Origin of the sequence: Cuniculiplasma divulgatum, assembly GCA_031200235.1 — an archaeon.
GTDB lineage: Archaea > Thermoplasmatota > Thermoplasmata > Thermoplasmatales > Thermoplasmataceae > UBA509.
Genome location: CP133595.1, coordinates 664,917 through 683,144 on the forward strand (window position 1 = coordinate 664,917; position 18,228 = coordinate 683,144).

Below are 18,228 nucleotides of genomic sequence, written 5' to 3' on the forward strand. Positions count from 1 at the left end.
AAAGGTTCATGAGACATATAGAATTAACTGATCCTCCCATCCACATTGCACCTGAGTCCCAGATCAACCATTCTTGCTGCCCAGATATGCGCTCTGCACACCGTGATTGGTACATCGTTAACAAAGAGGGTAGATGTCACAAAGGTCTTCTTTTCGTAGGCAAGTTTCCTTATGCCAGCTATGGGAAAAACCTTATCCATTTTCCTTGACTGGAAGACCAGCCTGTCATGGTAGAGAAACAGCCGGCCCTTAATATCATTCATGAATGCCAGATCCATGATTACAGGATCATCACTGTTCTGCAAGTTTCTCTTCCTCCACTATGTTCACTGTTTTTCCTGCCCTTTTGACCAGATCAGGCCTTCTTTTCTTCAGGAGCACTGCGTATGACATTGCGAACGCCAGATACACGGCTGCCACTATTACTGCCTCTGTCACCGGGAAGACCGGAGGCCACACACTTTCGTACAGCACGAAAATGAATATTGCTGTTGCAATGAGTGGCAGCACATAATGCTCAATTGGATGTATGATCTTGTGAAGACGCCTCTTGTGAACTTCCTTCAGGCGCCTGAAAAGTGTTATGACAGATGTGTTCAGCAGGATGTGAGTTATTATGAGCCCAACCAGTGCTATTGTCGTCAGCAGATCAAATGTGTCTGACAGGGCTTTTGTCACATATATTCCAGTTGCCGCTCCCGATATAAGCCTGATGGGCGATATTCCCATTGAGTAGGCAATCAGGAAAGCAGCTGCCAGGGAACCCACGCTTGAAAATGTCCCTATAAAAGCAAGTGCCTTGCTTGGCGTCACCCATCGCCTGCTTATGTGTGCAAAGAATTTCGGGATTATTCCATCCCTTGCCATGGCAAAATATACCCTGCCCGCATTGGACTGCATTGCAACCGAATCCGAAAATGCTGAGTTGAACGCCACCATTGCCAGCATGAGTCCTCCAGCTATGCCGGTGTACAGGGTTGCCACGATTATCCCGGGAATGTTGCTGGCTGCAAAGGACGTCATGAGTGAGACTCCCCAGCCAACTGTCATGGCGTAGGCAATCTCAGTGAGAACAATTCCCACGATCAGGAGGCCGTAGACAAGTGATTTTGTAATGTTCCTGCTGCTCTTCACCTCCTCGCCCAGAGGCGCCGATCCGCCGTATCCTATGAAGCTTGTTAACCCGAAAATCATCCCCAGCCCCACTCCTGCTGCAGGCCCACCAACCGATGAGAAATTCCCGGAATAGGAGGGCCAGGCACCCGGATTGAACACTGCCAGGGTGTTGTCATGGGCCTTGAAGATAATTATGGCAGAAAGAACTGCAAGGAAAGCCACCTCAAAGAATGCCGCAATTCTCACATACTTCATCTGTGGCCTGATTCCAAGAATTGCCAGGCCTATGGGTAATACGATGAAAAGAAGTATGAACGGTATCCAGACCCATGCAGGCAGGTTGATCTTGAAGAAATATTCAAGGACCCCGGGAAGCACAACCCCTGCAACATATACGGGTATTGCTGCAGTGCTTGCGATCTGGTACATGACATATAGCAATCCAGAGACAATTGCAGGACGGGGACCGAATGCAGTGGAAATATAGCCATAATACCCTCCGGCACTGGCATGCCTTCTGGAAAGGTGGTAAAGGGTATTGACCTCAAGGAACATTGTCAGCGTGGCGATGAGGAAAGAAAGCGGGGTGAGGACGAAGGCAAATGCAGCAGCCGACGTCATGAACGCGACGGTATCACACGCTGGAGCCATTGCAGCTATTTCCTCTGCAATTGCCCCCCATGTTCCCACTGTTCCCTTTCTAAGCCTGTTGGCATGCCCCGGTTTGGTTTCTGATAAACTTCCAGACATCACCAGGCACCTACTGGTTGGGGTGCCCGCTGATCTGGCTCACGTCCCTTTCATCTGGCTGAGATGGTGACACCACTTTGTAAAGCCTGGTGGCATTCTTCATTGACCGGACATACCCCACCGCGCCAATTATGACAACGGCGAAGATCACTATGAAGAAGCCAATTCCCAGGTTATCAAGGTTATGGACATGTATGCCTGTGCTAATGCCATAGTCAAGAAGTTCTGGAAAAGCTAGGATTGCCGCCCCGGCCACAATGAAAGCATAGCCGCCGTATGTCAGGACGTAGCGGCTTATGTTCCTGGCGACATACTGAATCCCCTGCAGTGAGAGTTTCTTTTTGGATTGTATCCACTTTCCAAACCCCATGCCGAAAAATATCTGCATTGTCATTGTTCCCAGACCGAATAGCAGGCCGGGTGCAAAACCTATCCATGGGGATGGCATTGAAGGTGCCAGTATTGTGTAAATTATCAAAGCAAATGCCCCGAATCCGAACCCTGCAATCAGCCCATGCACGAAAGCCAGCTTGAGGGGGACGGGCTTCAGATCGTGTATTATGGGATTTGCGGTGTGATCCAGCTCCTCCCTGTTCTGCGCCTCCTCGTGCGGATGCAGGTGAAACGCCTTTCCCAGATAGTTCTCGATGAGGTGGAAGTGCGCGTACCTACCTCTTGTTGCTATATAGATACCTGCGGCCGCCATGGCAACTCCCACAAGTATGTAAGTGAGGCCGAAGGCCATTGCTGTCATGAATATCCCTGCAAGGGCGAAATATGCGATCTGTGAGAGAAGTGCACGCTGAACGGTGAAGCCAGTCGAGAACATGGCTCCAGCCTTGAAGCCTCCCCTTGTGCTGTAGCTTCCAACGGAATATGAGAATGTTATTGGCCATGTGTGTTCATCCGGCGTTATACCATGAACTATGCCAAGGAGATATGATATGATCAGGGCAGATATGAGGCCGTCGTATTCAGGATTCCAGAGATTTATGTACATTCAGACCACCTCAATCTTCTTGCCGTGCGGACATGATTTTGGCTTTCCAAGCTGGTTGAAGATGGAATTCACTGCTGTTTCATCGATGATAAAGTCCAGGTTGCATGAAAGCCTGCATGCGTCAGCAAGATCAACGCCGTTCCTTGTCATCATTGTTTCAATCACACGGTGTGATTCAATTATTCTCGCGTATTCCTCCTTCCCTTCTGCTGAAAGCACCAGCATTCCGTGCTCCCTCAGAAGCATCCCCTTTGACACCAGCCTCTTCACCAGATTCAGTGCAGTGGGGGACTTGATCCCGAGGTGGTTTGCAACTTCAACCAGCCTGAGGGGAAAATCTGAGGCTGCATTGTCCCCGATTAGAACCAGGCAGTCTCTTTCCTTGCGTGTAAGTGTTATTGTGTTTAACATATTATTAGCCTCATGCTAATTTCTTTAATGTACTTAAACGTTGTTAAATCGTTTATACGCATGAGGACACTAAAGGATTTTTTAGAAAGAACACATGTTCACCCGATAAACATGGTAAAGTTGCAATGGCTCGGACATGCCGCATGGCTGGTGGAATTCAGCAAGACAAGAATGGTAATCGACCCCTTCCTGACAAATAATCCCAGGGCAGCAGTGAAGGAAAGTGAGCTGAACAATATTGACTATGTGCTGGTGACGCACACGCATTTTGACCACGTGGGCGATGCCTATGCCATATCAAAGAGAACCGGCGCAAAGATCGTTGGAATGTTTGAGCTGTCACAGGGGAGAGAAAAGGATGAACTCGGTGAGGATCACTTCATAGGGATGAACAAGGGAAGCCAGACCCGCTTTGGGGAGGTTTCCATCGGCCTTACTGCTGCCGTCCACAGCGGGAATGAATCAGGATTTGTGGTAACCGGCGATGGGAAGACAATATATCATGCCGGAGACACTGCTCTTTTCGGTGATATGAAATATATCGGGGAGCTTTACAAGCCCGATGTTGCCCTCCTGCCAACTGGAGGATTCTACACAATGGGTCCCAGAGAAGCCGCAGTGGCAGCCGGATTGATCAAGGCGAAGTACACCATACCCATGCATTACGGTACATTTCCCGGAATAGATTCCGACCCTGAGGAGTTCAGAAAACTTGCCGGAAATGTGACACAGGTGAAGATACTCAAGCCAGGCGATGTGTTCCAGATCCCGTGATCTGGACCAAAGCCGCTTGATGGTGGCCCCATACAACTGAACGGATGGGCAAGAGGCTCCTGGAAATCATATTCAGGCATCCCACATCAATCCTTTCCGGAAGCCAGCCAAAACAGGCGAGGATAGATGCAATAACACAAGGCCTGTTTTAGTAGACTCATTTATGAAAGGGAGGACTCCGCTCACAGATGTTAAAAATACCTGCGATATTACCATAACATGATTGGCGCCATACTGGCGGGAGGTTATGGCAAGAGGCTGAAGCCCATAACCGATGAGATACCGAAAGCACTTGTACAGATACGGGAGAACTACACAATAATGGACAGGCAGATTTTTGATTTTGCCAACATTGGCATAAAGGATCTGTATGTCCTTTCCGGCTACCGGGGGGAGAAGATTGAGGAAATGTACGGTTCTGAGCACATGGGGATCAGGTTTCACTATCTCCGGGAGGACAAGCCGCTGGGCACTCTCTTTTCACTGAGAAACCTGCTGAAAGAGAGATCTGATGAGGACATTCTGCTGAGGAATGGGGATACTGTGACGGACCTCAACTTCAAGAGGTTTGTCAATTTCTCGCAGGCATCTAACTATGGCATTGTGATGTTTGTAGTCAGGATGCGCAGCCCATTTGGGATCGTTGACACCCTTGGGGACCAGATCACAACATTCAGAGAAAAACCATACCTTGACCATTTCATCAACGCCGGCATCTATTACATAAAAAAGAAAGCCTTTCCTTATTTTTCCAGGGATTACATGGATCGGGATGTGGAAACAACAGTCTTCCCCATGCTGGCGAACGACAAGCTCGCCGGGGCCTTTACTGAGGAAACTATGTGGCTTGGAATAGACAGTGAAAAGGACCTTGACCAGATCCGGAAGGACTACGCAGACAGGGATGATGAACCATGGGGATACAGGAAGGAACTGTTTTCTACGGGAGAAAGAACACTCAGTGAATATTTCGTAAAGGCAGACGAGAAGGTGACCCTTGAGGCCCCTGAAGGCGCCATTATAAGGATAATTGATGGCATGGGGCTTGCAGTCCATGACGCTTCCAGGAAATTCGTTTCCCAGGACATCATTCCCTTCAAGGGTACCCTGACACTTGAACCAAGATCAAATACACGCCTTGAACTCATTACAATTTGAATGCCATGGCAACTCTTTTCTTCCCATGGTAGGGTTGTTCAGGCCGATATGCCAGATCACATCCCGCTCTGGCTCATGCTGCTCGCCATGTGTTCCGGGCTGGCGAAGAGCCAATGATCCTTTGCGTCAGCCACCATGACTCCATTACATGCCAGGATATTGAAAAATCCCGCAAGGCATTCTCTCCAGAATCAGCTCACCACGAAGATCGCCCTGGAATACATTTCTGCACCCTGCATTTCGGCCCTAGCTTGCTTAAATATTTTCCGGCATCTTGCAATCAACCGGTCATCCAGTTATGTGCGGCTACAGTGTTTCGTGACCTCCTCCCCTATCTTTCGAAAGGGGCTTCCTGCTTCGACGGTTACCAGCGGAACCTCCACAGGCATGAATTCCCTCCGGTCCGGGGGTATTTTGATCTCCATGCTCAGCCATTCGACTTTACGGAAACAGGCACGCATGGAGCTACATGTTATCCGACCTTCTTCCATTCTGTCTGCTGGTGAGCATTGTAATATTTCAAGAAAACAGAAAAAAGGTTTCACTTTCATCCCTTCCATTTCGGAAGGGGGGATTTCCCGCTCAATTTCGTTAAAAATAATAAATACGAATTCTTTACCATGATCTGCAAAAGGAGATATTTTAAGTCCACAAATATCTGGCATATGCTTACCCCGCAGGAATACGATATTAGTAATGAAGTCACATATCAAATAAGAAAACTTAATATGGTTGCAGGAATAAGTGGCGGATCGCATGGCCGTAATGACAAGGGAGATCCTGATCAGTGCTCTTGAGAAGACCTACGGAAAGAAGGGCATGGCCAGGAAGGATGTCGAAGAACTCTGCGATTTCGTTCTTTCATTTTTCGGCTACGAGGACTACGTGCTGGACAACGTACTTTCTGCCCCGGAAAGAGACGTATTCTATAACCTCGAAGAATTTGGATTTCTTGAAACTTTCAGGGAAGAAGTGAACATAATGAAAGGGAGATCCTGGAGAGTCAACCAGTGGAAATTCAAGAAGGACAATATTTACAGGATTGCAAATTCACAGGAAGTGGAGAAGCCGGAAGAAAATATCTACGACGAAATCTTCAGAGAACTTGAAAACTAATTTCCCTATTTTTATGGCGGCCATGAGGGGAGATTTTTCTGCAATGCAATAATTATGTTCCATGCGCAGCCGGCCATTTTATAAATTCTATTTGCGAGACACCCATTATCTGATTGATTTTGGCGTGGCTGTCAGGAAATTCAGTTCTGCACCATTCAATGGCGGCACAGGCACCTGCAAATATTACGTTAACAGGACTGTTCCCCATGACTTCCGCGGGGATGTGCTCAGTGAAGGTACCCGGTTCCTTGAAGCCAGCGGGCTGGAGGCCTCACAGACCTGCATGAATTTTACCGCCTGCGACGTGAAGAAGTACGCATTCGGAGAAATAATGTCCGCCGGATTCTGCATAAGTGCATGGATCACCGCAGGAATCAGCAATGCCCTCAGCGTGGGAAGCCATGGAATTCCATCTCAGGGTACGGTGAACATAGCCATGCTGACGGATGCTCCCCTGGGGGATTCGGCGGCAGTCAACGGAATGCAGGATATAATTGAGGCAAAGGCCCAGGCCTTTAACGACATGGATATCCGTGACTCTGCAACAGGGAAAAGGGCCCCGGGTACTTCAACGGATACTGCATCGCTTTTCATTTCAAGTGGCAGCCATGACATGGAATTCGGTGGCCGCCTCACAGAATTTGGAATGGAAGCATCTATCCTTGTTTACCGGCTTGTTTCCGAGGCCGTAAAGAAATGCGGAAAATGATCAGTGGATTATCTGCATTTCACGGGTCATAGTGTTGAATGCCACACAGCGAGACCCGTCAAAGTAATTCGTATCCTCAATACGCACTCCTCCTTTGCCGGGAATGTATATTCCTGGCTCAATGGTGAATACAGAATTTCTGATGAGCCTCTGCTCATTCCCGCCTACCACATAAGGATCTTCATGCACTGATATCCCAAGACCGTGACCCAGCCTGTGGATGAAGTATTTTCCGTAACCGCCCGCCTCAATTACTGACCTTGCTCTTGCGTCAAGTCCCCCGTATGTGGATTCCGGACCTGCACTGTTCCTGGATTCCTCATTTGCCTTTCTCACGAGATCATATATCCTCTCGAACTGGGTATCAGGCTTTCCCAGGAAGAATGTCCGCGTTATGTCAGAGGCATACCCGTTATGGCGTCCTCCAAAGTCTATAACCAGCATGTCTCCCCGCTTAAGTGCAGTATTGTCAGGAGAATGGTGCGGCATTGCTGAGTTGGAGCCTGCCGACACTATGGTCTGGAATGCAGGACCCTGCAGACCGTGCTCCACCATCTTGCTGTCAAGGATTCTTGCTATGCCTATTTCCGTCATTCCTGCCGATATTTCCGGAAATGTGTCCAGCAAAGCAGCTTCAGATTTCCTTACTGCTTCATGTATGGTCTGGAGCTCAGCATCGTCCTTTGACATGCGCAGTGGAGCGGTAAAGGCATCTGCCAGGATGTCCGGGCCACTGATGGCAGACCTGAGACCACTCAGCATTGAGTATGGAAGGGTTCCTCCAATTGCACATCTGCCCTCCGGCAAAAATGACTTCAGCATTGCAAATGGATCCTCAACATCCGTCCAAGCCTCTATTTCCTCCAGCCATGTGCTTTCCTCCGCCTGTTCCTTCATCAGGGATGGACATACAAGCACTACTTTGTCTGGAGTGATGACAAGCACAGTCAGCCTCTCCATTGATTCCGTTTCAAATCCTGTGAAATAGAAGAAATCCGGTCCGGGAGGAATCAGCATGGACGCAATCCCCTGCTGTTCCAATATTTTCTGCACCTTTGCAGTCCTTGAAACGTAAACTGATTTCTGGAAATACACTGATGCCACTCACGCAAAGTAGGAGAGGGAATCCGAATCAAATTTCGAAATTATTCTTATGGATGAACCTGTTCCTCCGCGTACGGACAGGAGTTGCGGATACATCTGCCATATGTCTCTGCTGCTCATGGTTGTGGCCGGGTGACCAGCACCAAAGGTGCTTCTCGCAACTTTCTCTGTCATGATTCTGGCTTCCCGTTCGTCTATGTAACCGACAGAATGCAGATACTCATGGGTCAATATCATGTACACAAATGAGTTAAACTCCAGGGGTGAGGCTGCAATCCTTGCCATCTCATCCACAAGTGCCTCATTCATAACAATATAGTTTCCTCCCACCTGCCAGAAGGCTCCAAGTGTCGGCGGCAGCCGTGAAAGAGCAAATCCAAGTCCCGCCCGTTCCCTGCCGGTGACTCTTCTCACAGATCTTTTCACCACGCTGAACACCGCATCGTAATCCATGGGGGATTCCAGGCTTTCCGCCTGACCGGGCATGGGGCGCGCCACGCGGGTTATTATCTCTGAATCCACTGAAATTGGACCATCTGGCGGCCTGGGACCGCACATATTATCATCATCTGACAAAAATCTGAACATTTTCATCCCCTGCAATAATCATTATGCACTACTATTTACATATTATTGCTGTGATGTGCCACCACCACGTCATTTTCTGCCAAATATTCCCAGAAGAAGGAACGCCCCCAGACCTGCAGCAAGAACAGTGACCAGCGTAAGGGGGCTGTCCCTGAGAAGGTGCATCACCGGATGTTTCGCGGGATCGAAATGATCAACATGTATGGAGTAATGCCCCGGAAATTCCACTGCATGCACTCCCCGATCTGACCCCGGAATGTTTGCCCTCCAGTCCGCTATCTGTCCCTTCGGCTCCCCGACTGATCTCTTGAACAGGCCGCTTTCCTCGGGTCGTGGCGTAATTGAACCACCAAAATTTACCTTGGGTAATGTGAGTCTTCCAGTTGCTAGGACATCGGCAATAACGTTGCTCCAGAATTCATATGAGCCGTGTGAATTCATTTCATGCCTTCATGCCGATGTGATGGAAATAATTTTTCTAAAATTCATGATGTATAAAAAACAATAATGGCATATCCGCTGCAAACAGTATTTATTGCATTGAACAATATACCTCACATCTGATAAGTCATGGGCAACGGTGAACTGGTATGGGCGAGGAGCAGCTGAATGTGAAACCAGGGAAATTCTCGCTGCTTGTATCAGCCCTGATCATAGTTGGCATAACGGTAACCTTGAGGTCCACAAACAATATGATGATTACCACCATGCCCATATTCTCCAAGGACATCTTTAATTTCAGCAATATTTCTGTGGGGGAACTCACTGCACTTACCTACGCGACCACTTTCCTTACAACCTTACTCCTCAACCCGCGGCTGGAAAGTGCCCAAAGAAGACGTATTTTCATAGTTTCCATAGCAGTAATTGATGTATCTCTGGTTCTCCTGTACTTCTCAGATTCCCTCAGCATATGGCCTATTGCTGCCCTCTCAGGCGTGGCATTTGGAATGGTTTTCCCCAATCTTGTAACATCAGCTTCACTGCATGGGGATCATCGTGCCCAGATGAGGCTGTTGGCAATCTATTCCGTAAGCCTTAGCCTGAGCCTTGTCATAGGTCCTGTGATCGAGACCGTTATCCTGCCACTTGTTGGATACAGGGGGGTTTTCCTGGCATTTCTTCCCATGGGGATAATCGGTACAGCAGTTTCCCCACTGGTAAGATTTCCACAGGGAGGCGGGGAAAGGAGGGGGAGAAATACCCTTGGGAACAGGTCGTTGCATGCCTCCCTGCTCTCAATAAGCGTATACAATGTGCCCTTTGCTGCTATTACTTCATTCCTGGTCATATATGCGGAACAGAACTATCACGTTAGCAGCAGTATAGCTTATTCAGCATTTATCGTATTCTTCGCATCGTCATTCACAACACGCCTGCTGCTTGCGCTAAAGCCCATAGAAGGGCTCAGGACCCCCCTGGTTATTTCGTCAGCTCTGACCGTTGCCTCACTGGTATCCATACCTTTTATCCCAACTTTCTACGCCTTCCTTGTGGTCATGGTCTTCATGGGAATACCCCATGGAAGCATATTCCCTATAACTACCATGATGATTGCCAGAGGCACAGAACCTGAGGAGAGAAACGCTGCGAACTCCTATTTCATGGCTTATAATAACATACTCTTCATGATCATACCGGTTGTTTTTGGCTACCTGAGTTCACAGATAGGATTCCATCATGATTTCGTGATTCTTGGGATTATCTCTGCGGCGTTCGTAATCGCGCTCATGATAATATACGGGAAGGAAAGGAAGATATTCTACAGGAACTGACAGGAGAATTGCCGTTCCAGCATGCCATTTGAAATGGTTTAATATATTGCAGCGATTCACCATGCTATGCCTGGAACTGCTGCCGATATAATGACACGGAATCCAATTACATATCACGTACCAAGCACCGTTGGTGAAGTCATAAAGATACTCATTAAGAACAACATAACCGGGTTGCCGCTTGTTGATCAGTCCGGCAAATATGCTGGAGTCATCAGCCGCAGGGACATATTCGAGAATCCTGATGAGAACCAGACCGCAATGGTCATGAGGAGAGCAAAGGCAGTAGCTCCCGATACCACAGTGGAAGAAGCAGCACGTGAGATGATAAAGCAGTTCAGAAGGCACCTTGCTGTTGTTGATGATTCCGGAAACGTTGTTGGAATACTGACTCCCCAGAATTTCCTGAGGCTTGTGAGAGAACGCTTCGGGAAGCTGAAGGTCAAGGAAATAGAAAGGAGCATTGCGGTCCCGGTATGGGAAGAATCCCCACTGAGCGTGGTTTCCTTCATAATGCGCGTTTCGAAGGCATACGCATGCCCTGTTATAGACATTAACGGGGATTTTGTTGGCCTGGTCACGGATCGTGACATATTTGACAACATTGATGTCAGGTCAAAATTCCAGTTCTCCGAAACCGGGATGGCTGATGACGAGGATCCCTGGTCCTGGGAAGGGATACGGAATGTGGTTACGTACATGATTGAGAAGAGCAATCTCGAGCTCCCTCACACGCCCGTCAAGCAGTTCATGATCAAAAATCCGGTGGTTGCAAATTCCACAGATACAGTGGAAGCCGCCGCAAAAAAGATGGAAACAGGAAACTATAACCAGCTGCCAATAGTGCAGGGTAACGGGCACCTTGTTGGCATGCTCCAGGACATCCAGATTCTGAGTGTATTCCTATGAAGGTATACGATCAGGTAGTGGAACTGGCAAAAAGGAGGGGGTTTTTCTGGCCTTCATTCTCCATATACGGAGGCGAATCCGGGCTCTATGACTACGGCCCTCTCGGAGTGCTTCTGCGGGACAATATAGTGCGCATATGGAAGGAGAGCTATCTTGCAGATGATGCAATTTTCATTGATACCCCGGTCATGGTTCCCGCCTCCGTCTTCAGGGCATCCGGGCACCTTGACAAATTTGCTGATCTGGCAACTGAATGCTCCAAATGCCATAACAGGCAGAAGCTTGAAACTGTCCTTGAGGCTTCAGGCTTCCACAACATCATAAAGACCGTACCTGAGGCCAATGAATTCCTTGCCAACAATGTGGTAAAATGCGTTGTATGCGGAAACAGGATCACAAGCGCCACTGAATTCAAGCTCATGTTCCGGATGCCGTCACAGGGCAGCGTTGGGGATCTCTATCTCAGGCCTGAGACCGCGCAGGGAATATTTGTCAACTTCAAGCTCCTGAACAATTTCTACAGGAACAGGCTCCCAATGGCGGTGGCTCAGCTTGGAAAGGGCTTCAGGAATGAGATATCTCCGCGCCAGAGCCTCATCAGGCTCAAGGAATTCAGCCAGGGTGAGGTGGAGGTGTTTGTGGACCCTCAGAAAAAATTCTGGAAGGATTTCACCGGCACGCACAGGCTTAATCTCCTCCCAAGATCGGGCGCTCCCATCACTGCAGAGGTCACGTCTCCTGAGGCATCCCCCCTCATGAGCAGCAACTCCATGTCATACTTCATTGACAAGACTGCCAGTATTCTCAGGGATGTGGGCATAAACCTGGACAGCGTAAGGTTCAGGCAGGTTCCCCTGAATGACCTTGCCCACTATTCATCAGATACATGGGATGTGGAAGTGCGTATTGATGATGACTGGGTCGAGGTTGTTGGCATAGCGGACCGGAATGACCTTGCAAACCACGAGAAATCAAGCGGAGAAACAATGTCAGTGAAGATGGAAGACAGGACAGTAACGCCTTCCATAATAGAGCCTTCCTACGGCATTGACAGGATATTCATCAGCGTTATGATCCATTCATTCAGGACCAGGGAGAATGGCTTCAAGGTACTGAGCCTTCCTGAATCTGTTGCTCCATACCATGCCGCGGTGTTCCCACTTGTAAATAAGGATGGCCTGGATAAGCTGGCTGAAAGCTTCTTTGCCAGTCTGAGAAAAAAAGACCCGTACGTCGTATATGACCAGTCCGGATCAATAGGCCGCAGGTACGCCAGGCAGGATGAAATCGGGACTCCGTACTGCATAACTTTCGACAGCCAGACCCTGCAGGATTCCACAGTCACAGTCAGGGAAAGGGATTCTGCAAAGCAGGTGAGGTTCAGGACCCATGATCTGATTTCTGCCGGAATAGTCGGAAATCCGGCCATAAGAGATGCCTTCAGGCCTTCCGTACCTCAATGATGCCTGCAGGACAGGATATTTCAGCCTCATGATTTGATTCATAGTCCGAATCGCTTATTGTTTCCTGCCTGAAGCGTGCTTTTCCGTCCGTATCCATATACCAGTTGCTGCAGAGCGCGGTGCATATTGCATCGCCCATGCACTTATCCCTTTCAATTCTGACCCTGTATGTCATCATGGATTCACATTTTCCCGGTTCAGCTTCGACAGGCACTTCTGAAGTGTGTTCAGCGGAAGCAGTGCGCATTTTTCTCTGCTTGGGCCAAGGGGCAAGCCAATGAGATCAAGCAGGAACTGCGGCGTTATCCCCATGACCTCGCCCACGCTCTTACCCTTTGCAAGATCCGTCACCATGGAAGCTGATCCCTGGCTTATGGAGCATCCCCTTCCTATGAATTTTACGTCTTCCACAATATTTCCCTTCAGCTTCACAAACATCTGGACTGCGTCACCGCATACTGGATTGTACTCCAGAAGCTGTGCAGTTGGGCCCTCCATCCTGCCGTAGTTATGCGGCGATCGGTAATGATCCATGAGTATCTCGGTCTTCTCCTCCACGTCAGTCATCTGGAGTACACCTCTGCTGTTCTTTTCAGGGACCTGAAAAGCTTTCTCACATCTTCCTCCGTGTTGTAGACATAGTAAGATGCACGTGTTGTGGCTACTGTGTTGAGCCTGTGGGTCAGCGGCATTGCACAGTGGTGCCCTGACCTCACTGCTATTCCGGATGCGTCCAGGGAGGAGGCCACGTCATGGGGATGTATTGAAGCCCCCACACCTATTCCATAATCTGAAAGGGTCTGGTTTACGCTGAATGGCGGGATATCACCAATTGAGAAAGAATACACAGGTCCCCTTATTTCCGTATCTCTGGGGCCGTAAGAAACAAGCCCCGGTATATTTTCTTCCTCCTCGATTTCCAGGGTCAGCCTTATGAGATCGCGCCCGTGTTTCATGACATTATCCATCCCGATTGATCTCAGGTAATCCACAGCTGCAGAAAGACCTATGGCCCCGGCTATATCCGGTGTGCCCGCCTCAAACTTCTCAGGCACATCGGCCCATGTTGAATGATCTCTGTAGACCTCGCTGATCATTTCACCGCCCCCCATGAATGGGTGCATGCTTTCCAGCAGTTCTTTCCTTCCGTAAAGTACTCCGATTCCTGTCGGCCCAAGCATCTTGTGACCTGAAAACGCCATGAAATCACATCCCATTGCTTCCACATCGACCTGCATGTGCGGGACGCTCTGCGCGCCATCAACTATGAATCTGGATCCGTTGTCATGCGCAATTTTTCCTATCTCTCTGACAGGATTTACAGTACCGAGGACATTTGACACGTGGGTAACGGACACTATCCTGGTCCTTGGCGAGATCTTGCTCTGCAGATCATCCAGATCAAGCGTGCCGTCCGGCCTAATGTCAGCATAGACAAGTTTTATACCCCGGTCCTGAAGAAACTGCCACGGCACTATGTTTGAATGGTGCTCCATTATGGTGATCAGGATCTCATCTCCCTGGACCAGTTCCCTGCCAAGTGTGTATGACAGAAGATTGAGAGCCTCTGTGGCGTTCCTTACAAAGACTATCTGCCTGGGATCACGTGAACCGATGAAGCGTGATACGTTTTCCCGCGACCTGTCGTACATCTCAGTGGCTTCCTCGCTGAGCCTGTATATGCCGCGATGCACGTTGCTGTTGTGGTAGAGATAAAAGTCTGACATTGCATTTATGACGGGCAGTGGCTTCTGGCTTGTTGCCGCGCTGTCAAGGTAGGTGTAGCCGCTGCCCAGGTTGTGGAAAATTGGGAAGTCTTCCTTAATCCGTTCCCAGGAAGGCATCCACACCAAGTCCCTCTGCATATTCGTTCACTTTCGAAATCATTTCCGGATCACCGCCTCTTTCTATGAGGGATTCAACAAAACCCGCAGTGATCATGCGCTTTGCCTGGGCTTCGCCTATGCCGCGGGATCTGAGATAGAAAACCTGATCCTCGTCCACATCACTTATGGAAGACGCATGCTTGGACCTGGTGTTGGCGTTCTTGATCATGAGCCCGGGCTTGCTGTTTGCATACCCATCCTTTGAAAGCAGCAGTATTCTGGAATCATAGAAACCCGTGGAATTCCTGGCTACCTCCTCAAGGTCTATGTTTCCCCTGTGGATTGTTGAACTCTTTCCTGTAACAACCCCCCTGACCTGTATATCTGATGATGATGCCGTTCCCACCTGGAAACTGCTGTCCCTGATATCCATCTTCTGCGTACCGCTGCTGAAATTCACACCGTAAACCCTGAAGTCTGATGATTCACCCATCTGTACGGATTCGTCCGTGAATATGACCCTGGAAGATCCGTGGTTTACATGGAACAGCCGGAATCTGGCATATTTGTCCATGAATTCTCTTATGTAAGTAATGTCTGTAGCTGTGTTTTCCTTGTCCTGCAGGTAGCTGTACTGCATGGTGCTGTTCTCCCCCACGTGGCAGTATATGTTCTGTCCCTGAATGCCATTGCCGTTGCCCTGTGATACGTGAATGTCGGTTATCTTCACACTGCTGTCCTTCCCGCATATTATCACTGATTTCTTTGAATATGATTCCCTGGAATCTGATATCTGGTGAATCCTCAGGGATATATCGGTCCTGTCAGGGATGTATATGAAAAGGCCGTTTCTCCAGGCAGCGTTGATCAGGTGCTCGGTCCTGTCCCTGCCAAGGTTTGGATAGACGTACTTCTCCACAAGAGCGCGGTTTTCACGTATTGCCGTGGCCATGTCAGTTATGAACACTCCAGATTTCTCCGGAATGGATGACCTGGTTAAGACGTCATTGGACATTACAATCTGGGCCGTGCCATCTGGCTGCGGATCAAATGACCCGTTCACAGGCTCTGCGTAAATCATCCGCTCCAGCTCACTGTCTGCAACCTCCACATAGTCCTTTACCGTAGGGCTTTCCTTGTAGGTGCGGACGGGTGCCTTCAGGAATTCCAGAAAGGAATCCCTCCGGTATTCGTAAGCCGGATCGTTCAGCCTGCTTCTGAGTAATTCAGGATAGTTCTCCATGGAAGATCATCCTACTGCGCCAAGCTTGTTCATTTCAAGCTTGATGAGCCTGTTCATTTCCACAGCAAATTCCATGGGGATTTCCTTCATGACGTCATCAAGGAAGCCAAGCACTATCATTGAGCTTGCCTCGTCCTCGCTGAGACCCCTGGACCTGAGATATGTGAGTTCGTCTGTCCCGATCCTGCCCACTGTGGCTTCATGGCCAAATGTGGCAGTTGGTTCGTATATCTCGTCGTGCGGGAAAGTGAAGCTCTGGGATTCATCGTTTATGAGCAGCGCATCACACTGGACATGGCTCTTGGAATGGACCGCACCCTTGTTCATCCTCAGCAGTCCGCGGTATATTGCCTTCCCATCCTCGATGCTTATGCTCTTTGCAACAATCCTTGAGCTGGTATATGGTGCCAGATGAAGTGCCTTGGCCCCTGTATCCTTGATGGTGCCCGGACCTGCCAGCGATACATTGAGGTTGTGCGCCGATGCATGAGGGCCTCTCAGGTATGATGACGGGTAAAGCATTGTAACCTTGGATCCAAGCGATCCGCCCACCCATTCCATCTGGCCGTTCTCCTCCACCCATGCCCTCTTTGTGGGCATGTTGTACACACTCTTTGACCAGTTCTGAACGCTTGTGTACCTTGCGTGGGCGTTCTTGTTCACGTATATTTCAACTATTGCGCTGTGCAGTGAGTTCTTCTCGTATCTGGGTGCTGTGCATCCCTCAATGTAGTGGACGCTTGAACCCTCATCCGCCACCACAATTGTGTGCTCAAACTGGCCGGTCTGCTCCCCGTTCATCCTGAAATAGGTCTGCAGTGGCATGTCGATCTTAACCCCCTTTGGAACATAGAGGAATGATCCTCCGCTCCACACAGCACCGTTCAGTGCTGCAAACTTGTTGTCCGTTGGCGGCACTGCCCTGCAGAAGTAGTCCTTCACCAGGTCAGGATGGGTCTTAAGTGCAAGATCAAGGTCCATGAACAGTACGCCCTTGTCTTCCCACACCTTCCTGAGATTGTGATAGACCCCCTCGCTGTCGTACTGTGCAACTGACCCTGCAAGGTATTTCTGCTCCATCTCAGGTACCCCCAGCTTCTGAAACGTGTCCTTGATCTGGTCGGGAACCTCATCCCAGTTGTTAGTTGTGACCTCGTCTGGACGCGTGTAATATTTTGTGTTCTCCCAGTCTATGCCGGAAAGATCAGGCCCCCATGTTGGAACAGGCTTGCTCTGGAATATCTCAAGGGCCTTGAGCCTGAATCTCCTCATCCAGTCCGGTTCCTTCTTTATCTCCGATATCTCCTCCACAATCTTCCTGTTCAGGCCTGCACCTGTGGAGTATACCGGCTGCAGGTTGTCGTGGAATTCCCAGTCCTCTTTCCTTACATTGGACTTCTTGAGGTCTTCAAGAAGTTTTTCCATTTCCTCTTCCTTGCTGTATTCTGTTTCCATCTTAATTCACCTCACGCAGTATTCTTTATCCAGTCGTACCCTTCTTCCTCGATCCTCAGTGACAGGCTGTTGTCTCCATCCATGACAATCTTCCCATCCTTGAGGATGTGCACGAACTCCGGCTCTATATCCTTCAGTATTCTCTGGTAATGGGTAATGATCAGGAAGCCCACTTCCTGGCTGTAATATTCCTTGATCTCCTCAGCAACCAGCTTCAGGGCATCAACATCCAGTCCCGAATCAATCTCATCCAGCACCACAATCTTCGGCCTCAGGATCATCATCTGCAGGATCTCGAATCTCTTTCTCTCCCCGCCTGAAAAGCCGTCATTGACTGACCTTGACATGAAGGATTCGTCCAGTCCAACCTTCTTCATGTGTATCTTCATCCTGTCGTAGAATTCTGAAAGTTTGGATTTGTCCTCTGGATGGACCTGCTTGTATGCCGCCCTCATGAATGCTGATAGCTTCACGCCCACAACGGCAACCGGACTCTGAAATGCCAGGAACAGACCTGCCCTTGCCCTCTCCTCCGGGGTCTTGCCGGTAAGGTCCTTCCCATCAAGTATGATTGAGCCCCCGTTGATTATGTAGTTAGGATGCCCTATGAGCACATTACCCAGAGTGCTCTTTCCAGCCCCGTTGGGACCCATCAGAGCGTGTATTTCTCCGCCCTTAACTGTAAGATTCACTCCCTTCAATATCTGTTTGCCCTCCACTGAGGCACTGAGATTGTTAATGATCAATTCTGGCAAATGTTGCACCTTCTCATTGCATATGAGTAAATTGTATTTAAACACTTTCTTATGTCTAAACTGACTAAAGTATATA

21 protein-coding genes are annotated in these 18,228 nt (G+C 49.1%); 7 read left to right on the forward strand and 14 right to left on the reverse strand.

Features of this window, described 5'->3' with window-relative positions; genetic code table 11:
• Positions 1-23: 23 nt before the first annotated feature.
• Genes RE469_03620 through RE469_03635 form a run of 4 tightly spaced genes read right to left on the reverse strand, consistent with a single transcriptional unit; the run spans position 24 to position 3,277 of the window.
• Positions 24-305, reverse strand: a complete 282-nt coding sequence (locus RE469_03620) for a hypothetical protein (GenBank protein ID WMT45287.1) — start codon at positions 303-305, stop codon at positions 24-26.
• Positions 292-1,866: an APC family permease gene (locus RE469_03625; GenBank protein WMT45288.1), complete on the reverse strand. Its 1,575-nt coding sequence runs from the start codon at positions 1,864-1,866 to the stop codon at positions 292-294. Before RE469_03625 ends, RE469_03620 begins: the two co-directional genes overlap by 14 nt.
• Positions 1,867-1,876: 10 nt before the next feature.
• Positions 1,877-2,866, reverse strand: a complete 990-nt coding sequence (locus RE469_03630) for a hypothetical protein (GenBank protein ID WMT45289.1) — start codon at positions 2,864-2,866, stop codon at positions 1,877-1,879.
• A complete protein-coding gene (locus tag RE469_03635; protein WMT45290.1) occupies positions 2,867-3,277 on the reverse strand; it encodes a metal-dependent transcriptional regulator in 411 nt (136 codons plus the stop codon). It lies immediately after the preceding gene.
• A gap of 111 nt (positions 3,278-3,388) precedes the next feature.
• Here RE469_03635 and RE469_03640 point away from each other — a divergent pair, with 111 nt between their 5' ends.
• Together RE469_03640 and RE469_03645 are read left to right on the forward strand one after the other, a co-directional pair.
• On the forward strand, positions 3,389-4,051 hold the full coding sequence (locus tag RE469_03640; GenBank protein WMT45291.1) for a metal-dependent hydrolase: 663 nt from the start codon (positions 3,389-3,391) through the stop codon (positions 4,049-4,051).
• Positions 4,052-4,270: 219 nt separating this feature from the next.
• Complete coding sequence (locus RE469_03645) at positions 4,271-5,209, forward strand: nucleotidyltransferase family protein (protein WMT45292.1); 939 nt, start codon at positions 4,271-4,273, stop codon at positions 5,207-5,209.
• Between the two features lie 296 nt (positions 5,210-5,505).
• Here the strand turns inward: RE469_03645 and RE469_03650 are convergent, their stop codons facing one another.
• Positions 5,506-5,874, reverse strand: a complete 369-nt coding sequence (locus tag RE469_03650) for a hypothetical protein (protein ID WMT45293.1) — start codon at positions 5,872-5,874, stop codon at positions 5,506-5,508.
• Between the two features lie 91 nt (positions 5,875-5,965).
• Between RE469_03650 and RE469_03655 the strand changes: the two genes are divergently transcribed.
• The gene (locus RE469_03655) at positions 5,966-6,325 is read left to right on the forward strand and encodes a DUF6015 family protein (protein ID WMT45294.1); all 360 of its coding nucleotides are present in this window, start codon (positions 5,966-5,968) and stop codon (positions 6,323-6,325) included.
• Positions 6,326-6,386: 61 nt separating this feature from the next.
• Complete coding sequence (locus tag RE469_03660; protein ID WMT45295.1) at positions 6,387-7,034, forward strand: adenosylcobinamide amidohydrolase; 648 nt, start codon at positions 6,387-6,389, stop codon at positions 7,032-7,034.
• On the opposite strand, the gene RE469_03665 is transcribed toward RE469_03660, so the two are convergent.
• From RE469_03665 to RE469_03675, 3 genes are all read right to left on the reverse strand, one after another.
• The gene (locus RE469_03665) at positions 7,035-8,138 is read right to left on the reverse strand and encodes a Xaa-Pro peptidase family protein (protein ID WMT45296.1); all 1,104 of its coding nucleotides are present in this window, start codon (positions 8,136-8,138) and stop codon (positions 7,035-7,037) included.
• Positions 8,139-8,714 (reverse strand): hypothetical protein, encoded by a 576-nt coding sequence (locus RE469_03670; protein WMT45297.1) that lies wholly within the window; start codon positions 8,712-8,714, stop codon positions 8,139-8,141. It abuts the gene before it with no gap.
• Positions 8,715-8,795: 81 nt separating this feature from the next.
• Positions 8,796-9,167, reverse strand: a complete 372-nt coding sequence (locus RE469_03675; GenBank protein ID WMT45298.1) for a hypothetical protein — start codon at positions 9,165-9,167, stop codon at positions 8,796-8,798.
• A 149-nt stretch (positions 9,168-9,316) separates the two neighbouring features.
• Between RE469_03675 and RE469_03680 the strand changes: the two genes are divergently transcribed.
• The 3 genes from RE469_03680 (at position 9,317) to RE469_03690 (ending at position 12,873) form a co-directional block, all read left to right on the forward strand.
• Complete coding sequence (locus RE469_03680; protein WMT45299.1) at positions 9,317-10,501, forward strand: MFS transporter; 1,185 nt, start codon at positions 9,317-9,319, stop codon at positions 10,499-10,501.
• Positions 10,502-10,567: 66 nt separating this feature from the next.
• A complete protein-coding gene (locus tag RE469_03685) occupies positions 10,568-11,410 on the forward strand; it encodes a CBS domain-containing protein (GenBank protein WMT45300.1) in 843 nt (280 codons plus the stop codon).
• Complete coding sequence (locus RE469_03690) at positions 11,407-12,873, forward strand: glycine--tRNA ligase (GenBank protein WMT45301.1); 1,467 nt, start codon at positions 11,407-11,409, stop codon at positions 12,871-12,873. The genes RE469_03685 and RE469_03690 overlap by 4 nt, the downstream gene beginning before the upstream one ends.
• Here RE469_03690 and RE469_03695 read toward each other — a convergent pair.
• Genes RE469_03695 through sufC form a run of 6 tightly spaced genes read right to left on the reverse strand, consistent with a single transcriptional unit; the run spans position 12,851 to position 18,161 of the window.
• Positions 12,851-13,051 (reverse strand): ferredoxin, encoded by a 201-nt coding sequence (locus tag RE469_03695; GenBank protein ID WMT45302.1) that lies wholly within the window; start codon positions 13,049-13,051, stop codon positions 12,851-12,853. The genes RE469_03690 and RE469_03695 overlap by 23 nt on opposite strands.
• Positions 13,048-13,440 carry an iron-sulfur cluster assembly scaffold protein gene (locus RE469_03700; GenBank protein WMT45303.1) on the reverse strand — a complete coding sequence of 131 codons (393 nt, stop codon included), beginning with the start codon at positions 13,438-13,440 and terminating at the stop codon, positions 13,048-13,050. Before RE469_03700 ends, RE469_03695 begins: the two co-directional genes overlap by 4 nt.
• On the reverse strand, positions 13,437-14,738 hold the full coding sequence (locus RE469_03705; GenBank protein ID WMT45304.1) for an aminotransferase class V-fold PLP-dependent enzyme: 1,302 nt from the start codon (positions 14,736-14,738) through the stop codon (positions 13,437-13,439). Before RE469_03705 ends, RE469_03700 begins: the two co-directional genes overlap by 4 nt.
• On the reverse strand, positions 14,695-15,942 hold the full coding sequence (locus RE469_03710) for a SufD family Fe-S cluster assembly protein (protein ID WMT45305.1): 1,248 nt from the start codon (positions 15,940-15,942) through the stop codon (positions 14,695-14,697). Before RE469_03710 ends, RE469_03705 begins: the two co-directional genes overlap by 44 nt.
• Before the next feature lie 6 nt (positions 15,943-15,948).
• Positions 15,949-17,397, reverse strand: a complete 1,449-nt coding sequence (gene sufB / locus RE469_03715) for a Fe-S cluster assembly protein SufB (protein WMT45306.1) — start codon at positions 17,395-17,397, stop codon at positions 15,949-15,951.
• Between the two features lie 11 nt (positions 17,398-17,408).
• Complete coding sequence (gene sufC / locus RE469_03720) at positions 17,409-18,161, reverse strand: Fe-S cluster assembly ATPase SufC (protein ID WMT45307.1); 753 nt, start codon at positions 18,159-18,161, stop codon at positions 17,409-17,411.
• Between the last annotated feature and the right edge of the window lie 67 nt (positions 18,162-18,228).

What these genes read in the sequence shown, in the direction of transcription:
- RE469_03625 (WMT45288.1), bottom strand. Translation starts at nt 1,866, where the DNA reads ATGTCTGGAAGTTTATCAGAAACCAAACCGGGGCATGCCAACAGGCTT.
- RE469_03630 (WMT45289.1), bottom strand. Translation starts at nt 2,866, where the DNA reads ATGTACATAAATCTCTGGAATCCTGAATACGACGGCCTCATATCTGCC.
- RE469_03635 (WMT45290.1), bottom strand. Translation starts at nt 3,277, where the DNA reads ATGTTAAACACAATAACACTTACACGCAAGGAAAGAGACTGCCTGGTT.
- RE469_03640 (WMT45291.1), top strand. Translation starts at nt 3,389, where the DNA reads ATGGTAAAGTTGCAATGGCTCGGACATGCCGCATGGCTGGTGGAATTC.
- RE469_03645 (WMT45292.1), top strand. Translation starts at nt 4,271, where the DNA reads ATGATTGGCGCCATACTGGCGGGAGGTTATGGCAAGAGGCTGAAGCCC.
- RE469_03650 (WMT45293.1), bottom strand. Translation starts at nt 5,874, where the DNA reads ATGCCAGATATTTGTGGACTTAAAATATCTCCTTTTGCAGATCATGGT.
- RE469_03655 (WMT45294.1), top strand. Translation starts at nt 5,966, where the DNA reads ATGGCCGTAATGACAAGGGAGATCCTGATCAGTGCTCTTGAGAAGACC.
- RE469_03660 (WMT45295.1), top strand. Translation starts at nt 6,387, where the DNA reads ATGCGCAGCCGGCCATTTTATAAATTCTATTTGCGAGACACCCATTAT.
- RE469_03675 (WMT45298.1), bottom strand. Translation starts at nt 9,167, where the DNA reads ATGAATTCACACGGCTCATATGAATTCTGGAGCAACGTTATTGCCGAT.
- RE469_03680 (WMT45299.1), top strand. Translation starts at nt 9,317, where the DNA reads ATGGGCGAGGAGCAGCTGAATGTGAAACCAGGGAAATTCTCGCTGCTT.
- RE469_03685 (WMT45300.1), top strand. Translation starts at nt 10,568, where the DNA reads ATGCCTGGAACTGCTGCCGATATAATGACACGGAATCCAATTACATAT.
- RE469_03690 (WMT45301.1), top strand. Translation starts at nt 11,407, where the DNA reads ATGAAGGTATACGATCAGGTAGTGGAACTGGCAAAAAGGAGGGGGTTT.
- RE469_03695 (WMT45302.1), bottom strand. Translation starts at nt 13,051, where the DNA reads ATGATGACATACAGGGTCAGAATTGAAAGGGATAAGTGCATGGGCGAT.
- RE469_03700 (WMT45303.1), bottom strand. Translation starts at nt 13,440, where the DNA reads ATGACTGACGTGGAGGAGAAGACCGAGATACTCATGGATCATTACCGA.
- RE469_03705 (WMT45304.1), bottom strand. Translation starts at nt 14,738, where the DNA reads ATGCAGAGGGACTTGGTGTGGATGCCTTCCTGGGAACGGATTAAGGAA.
- RE469_03710 (WMT45305.1), bottom strand. Translation starts at nt 15,942, where the DNA reads ATGGAGAACTATCCTGAATTACTCAGAAGCAGGCTGAACGATCCGGCT.
- sufB (WMT45306.1), bottom strand. Translation starts at nt 17,397, where the DNA reads ATGGAAACAGAATACAGCAAGGAAGAGGAAATGGAAAAACTTCTTGAA.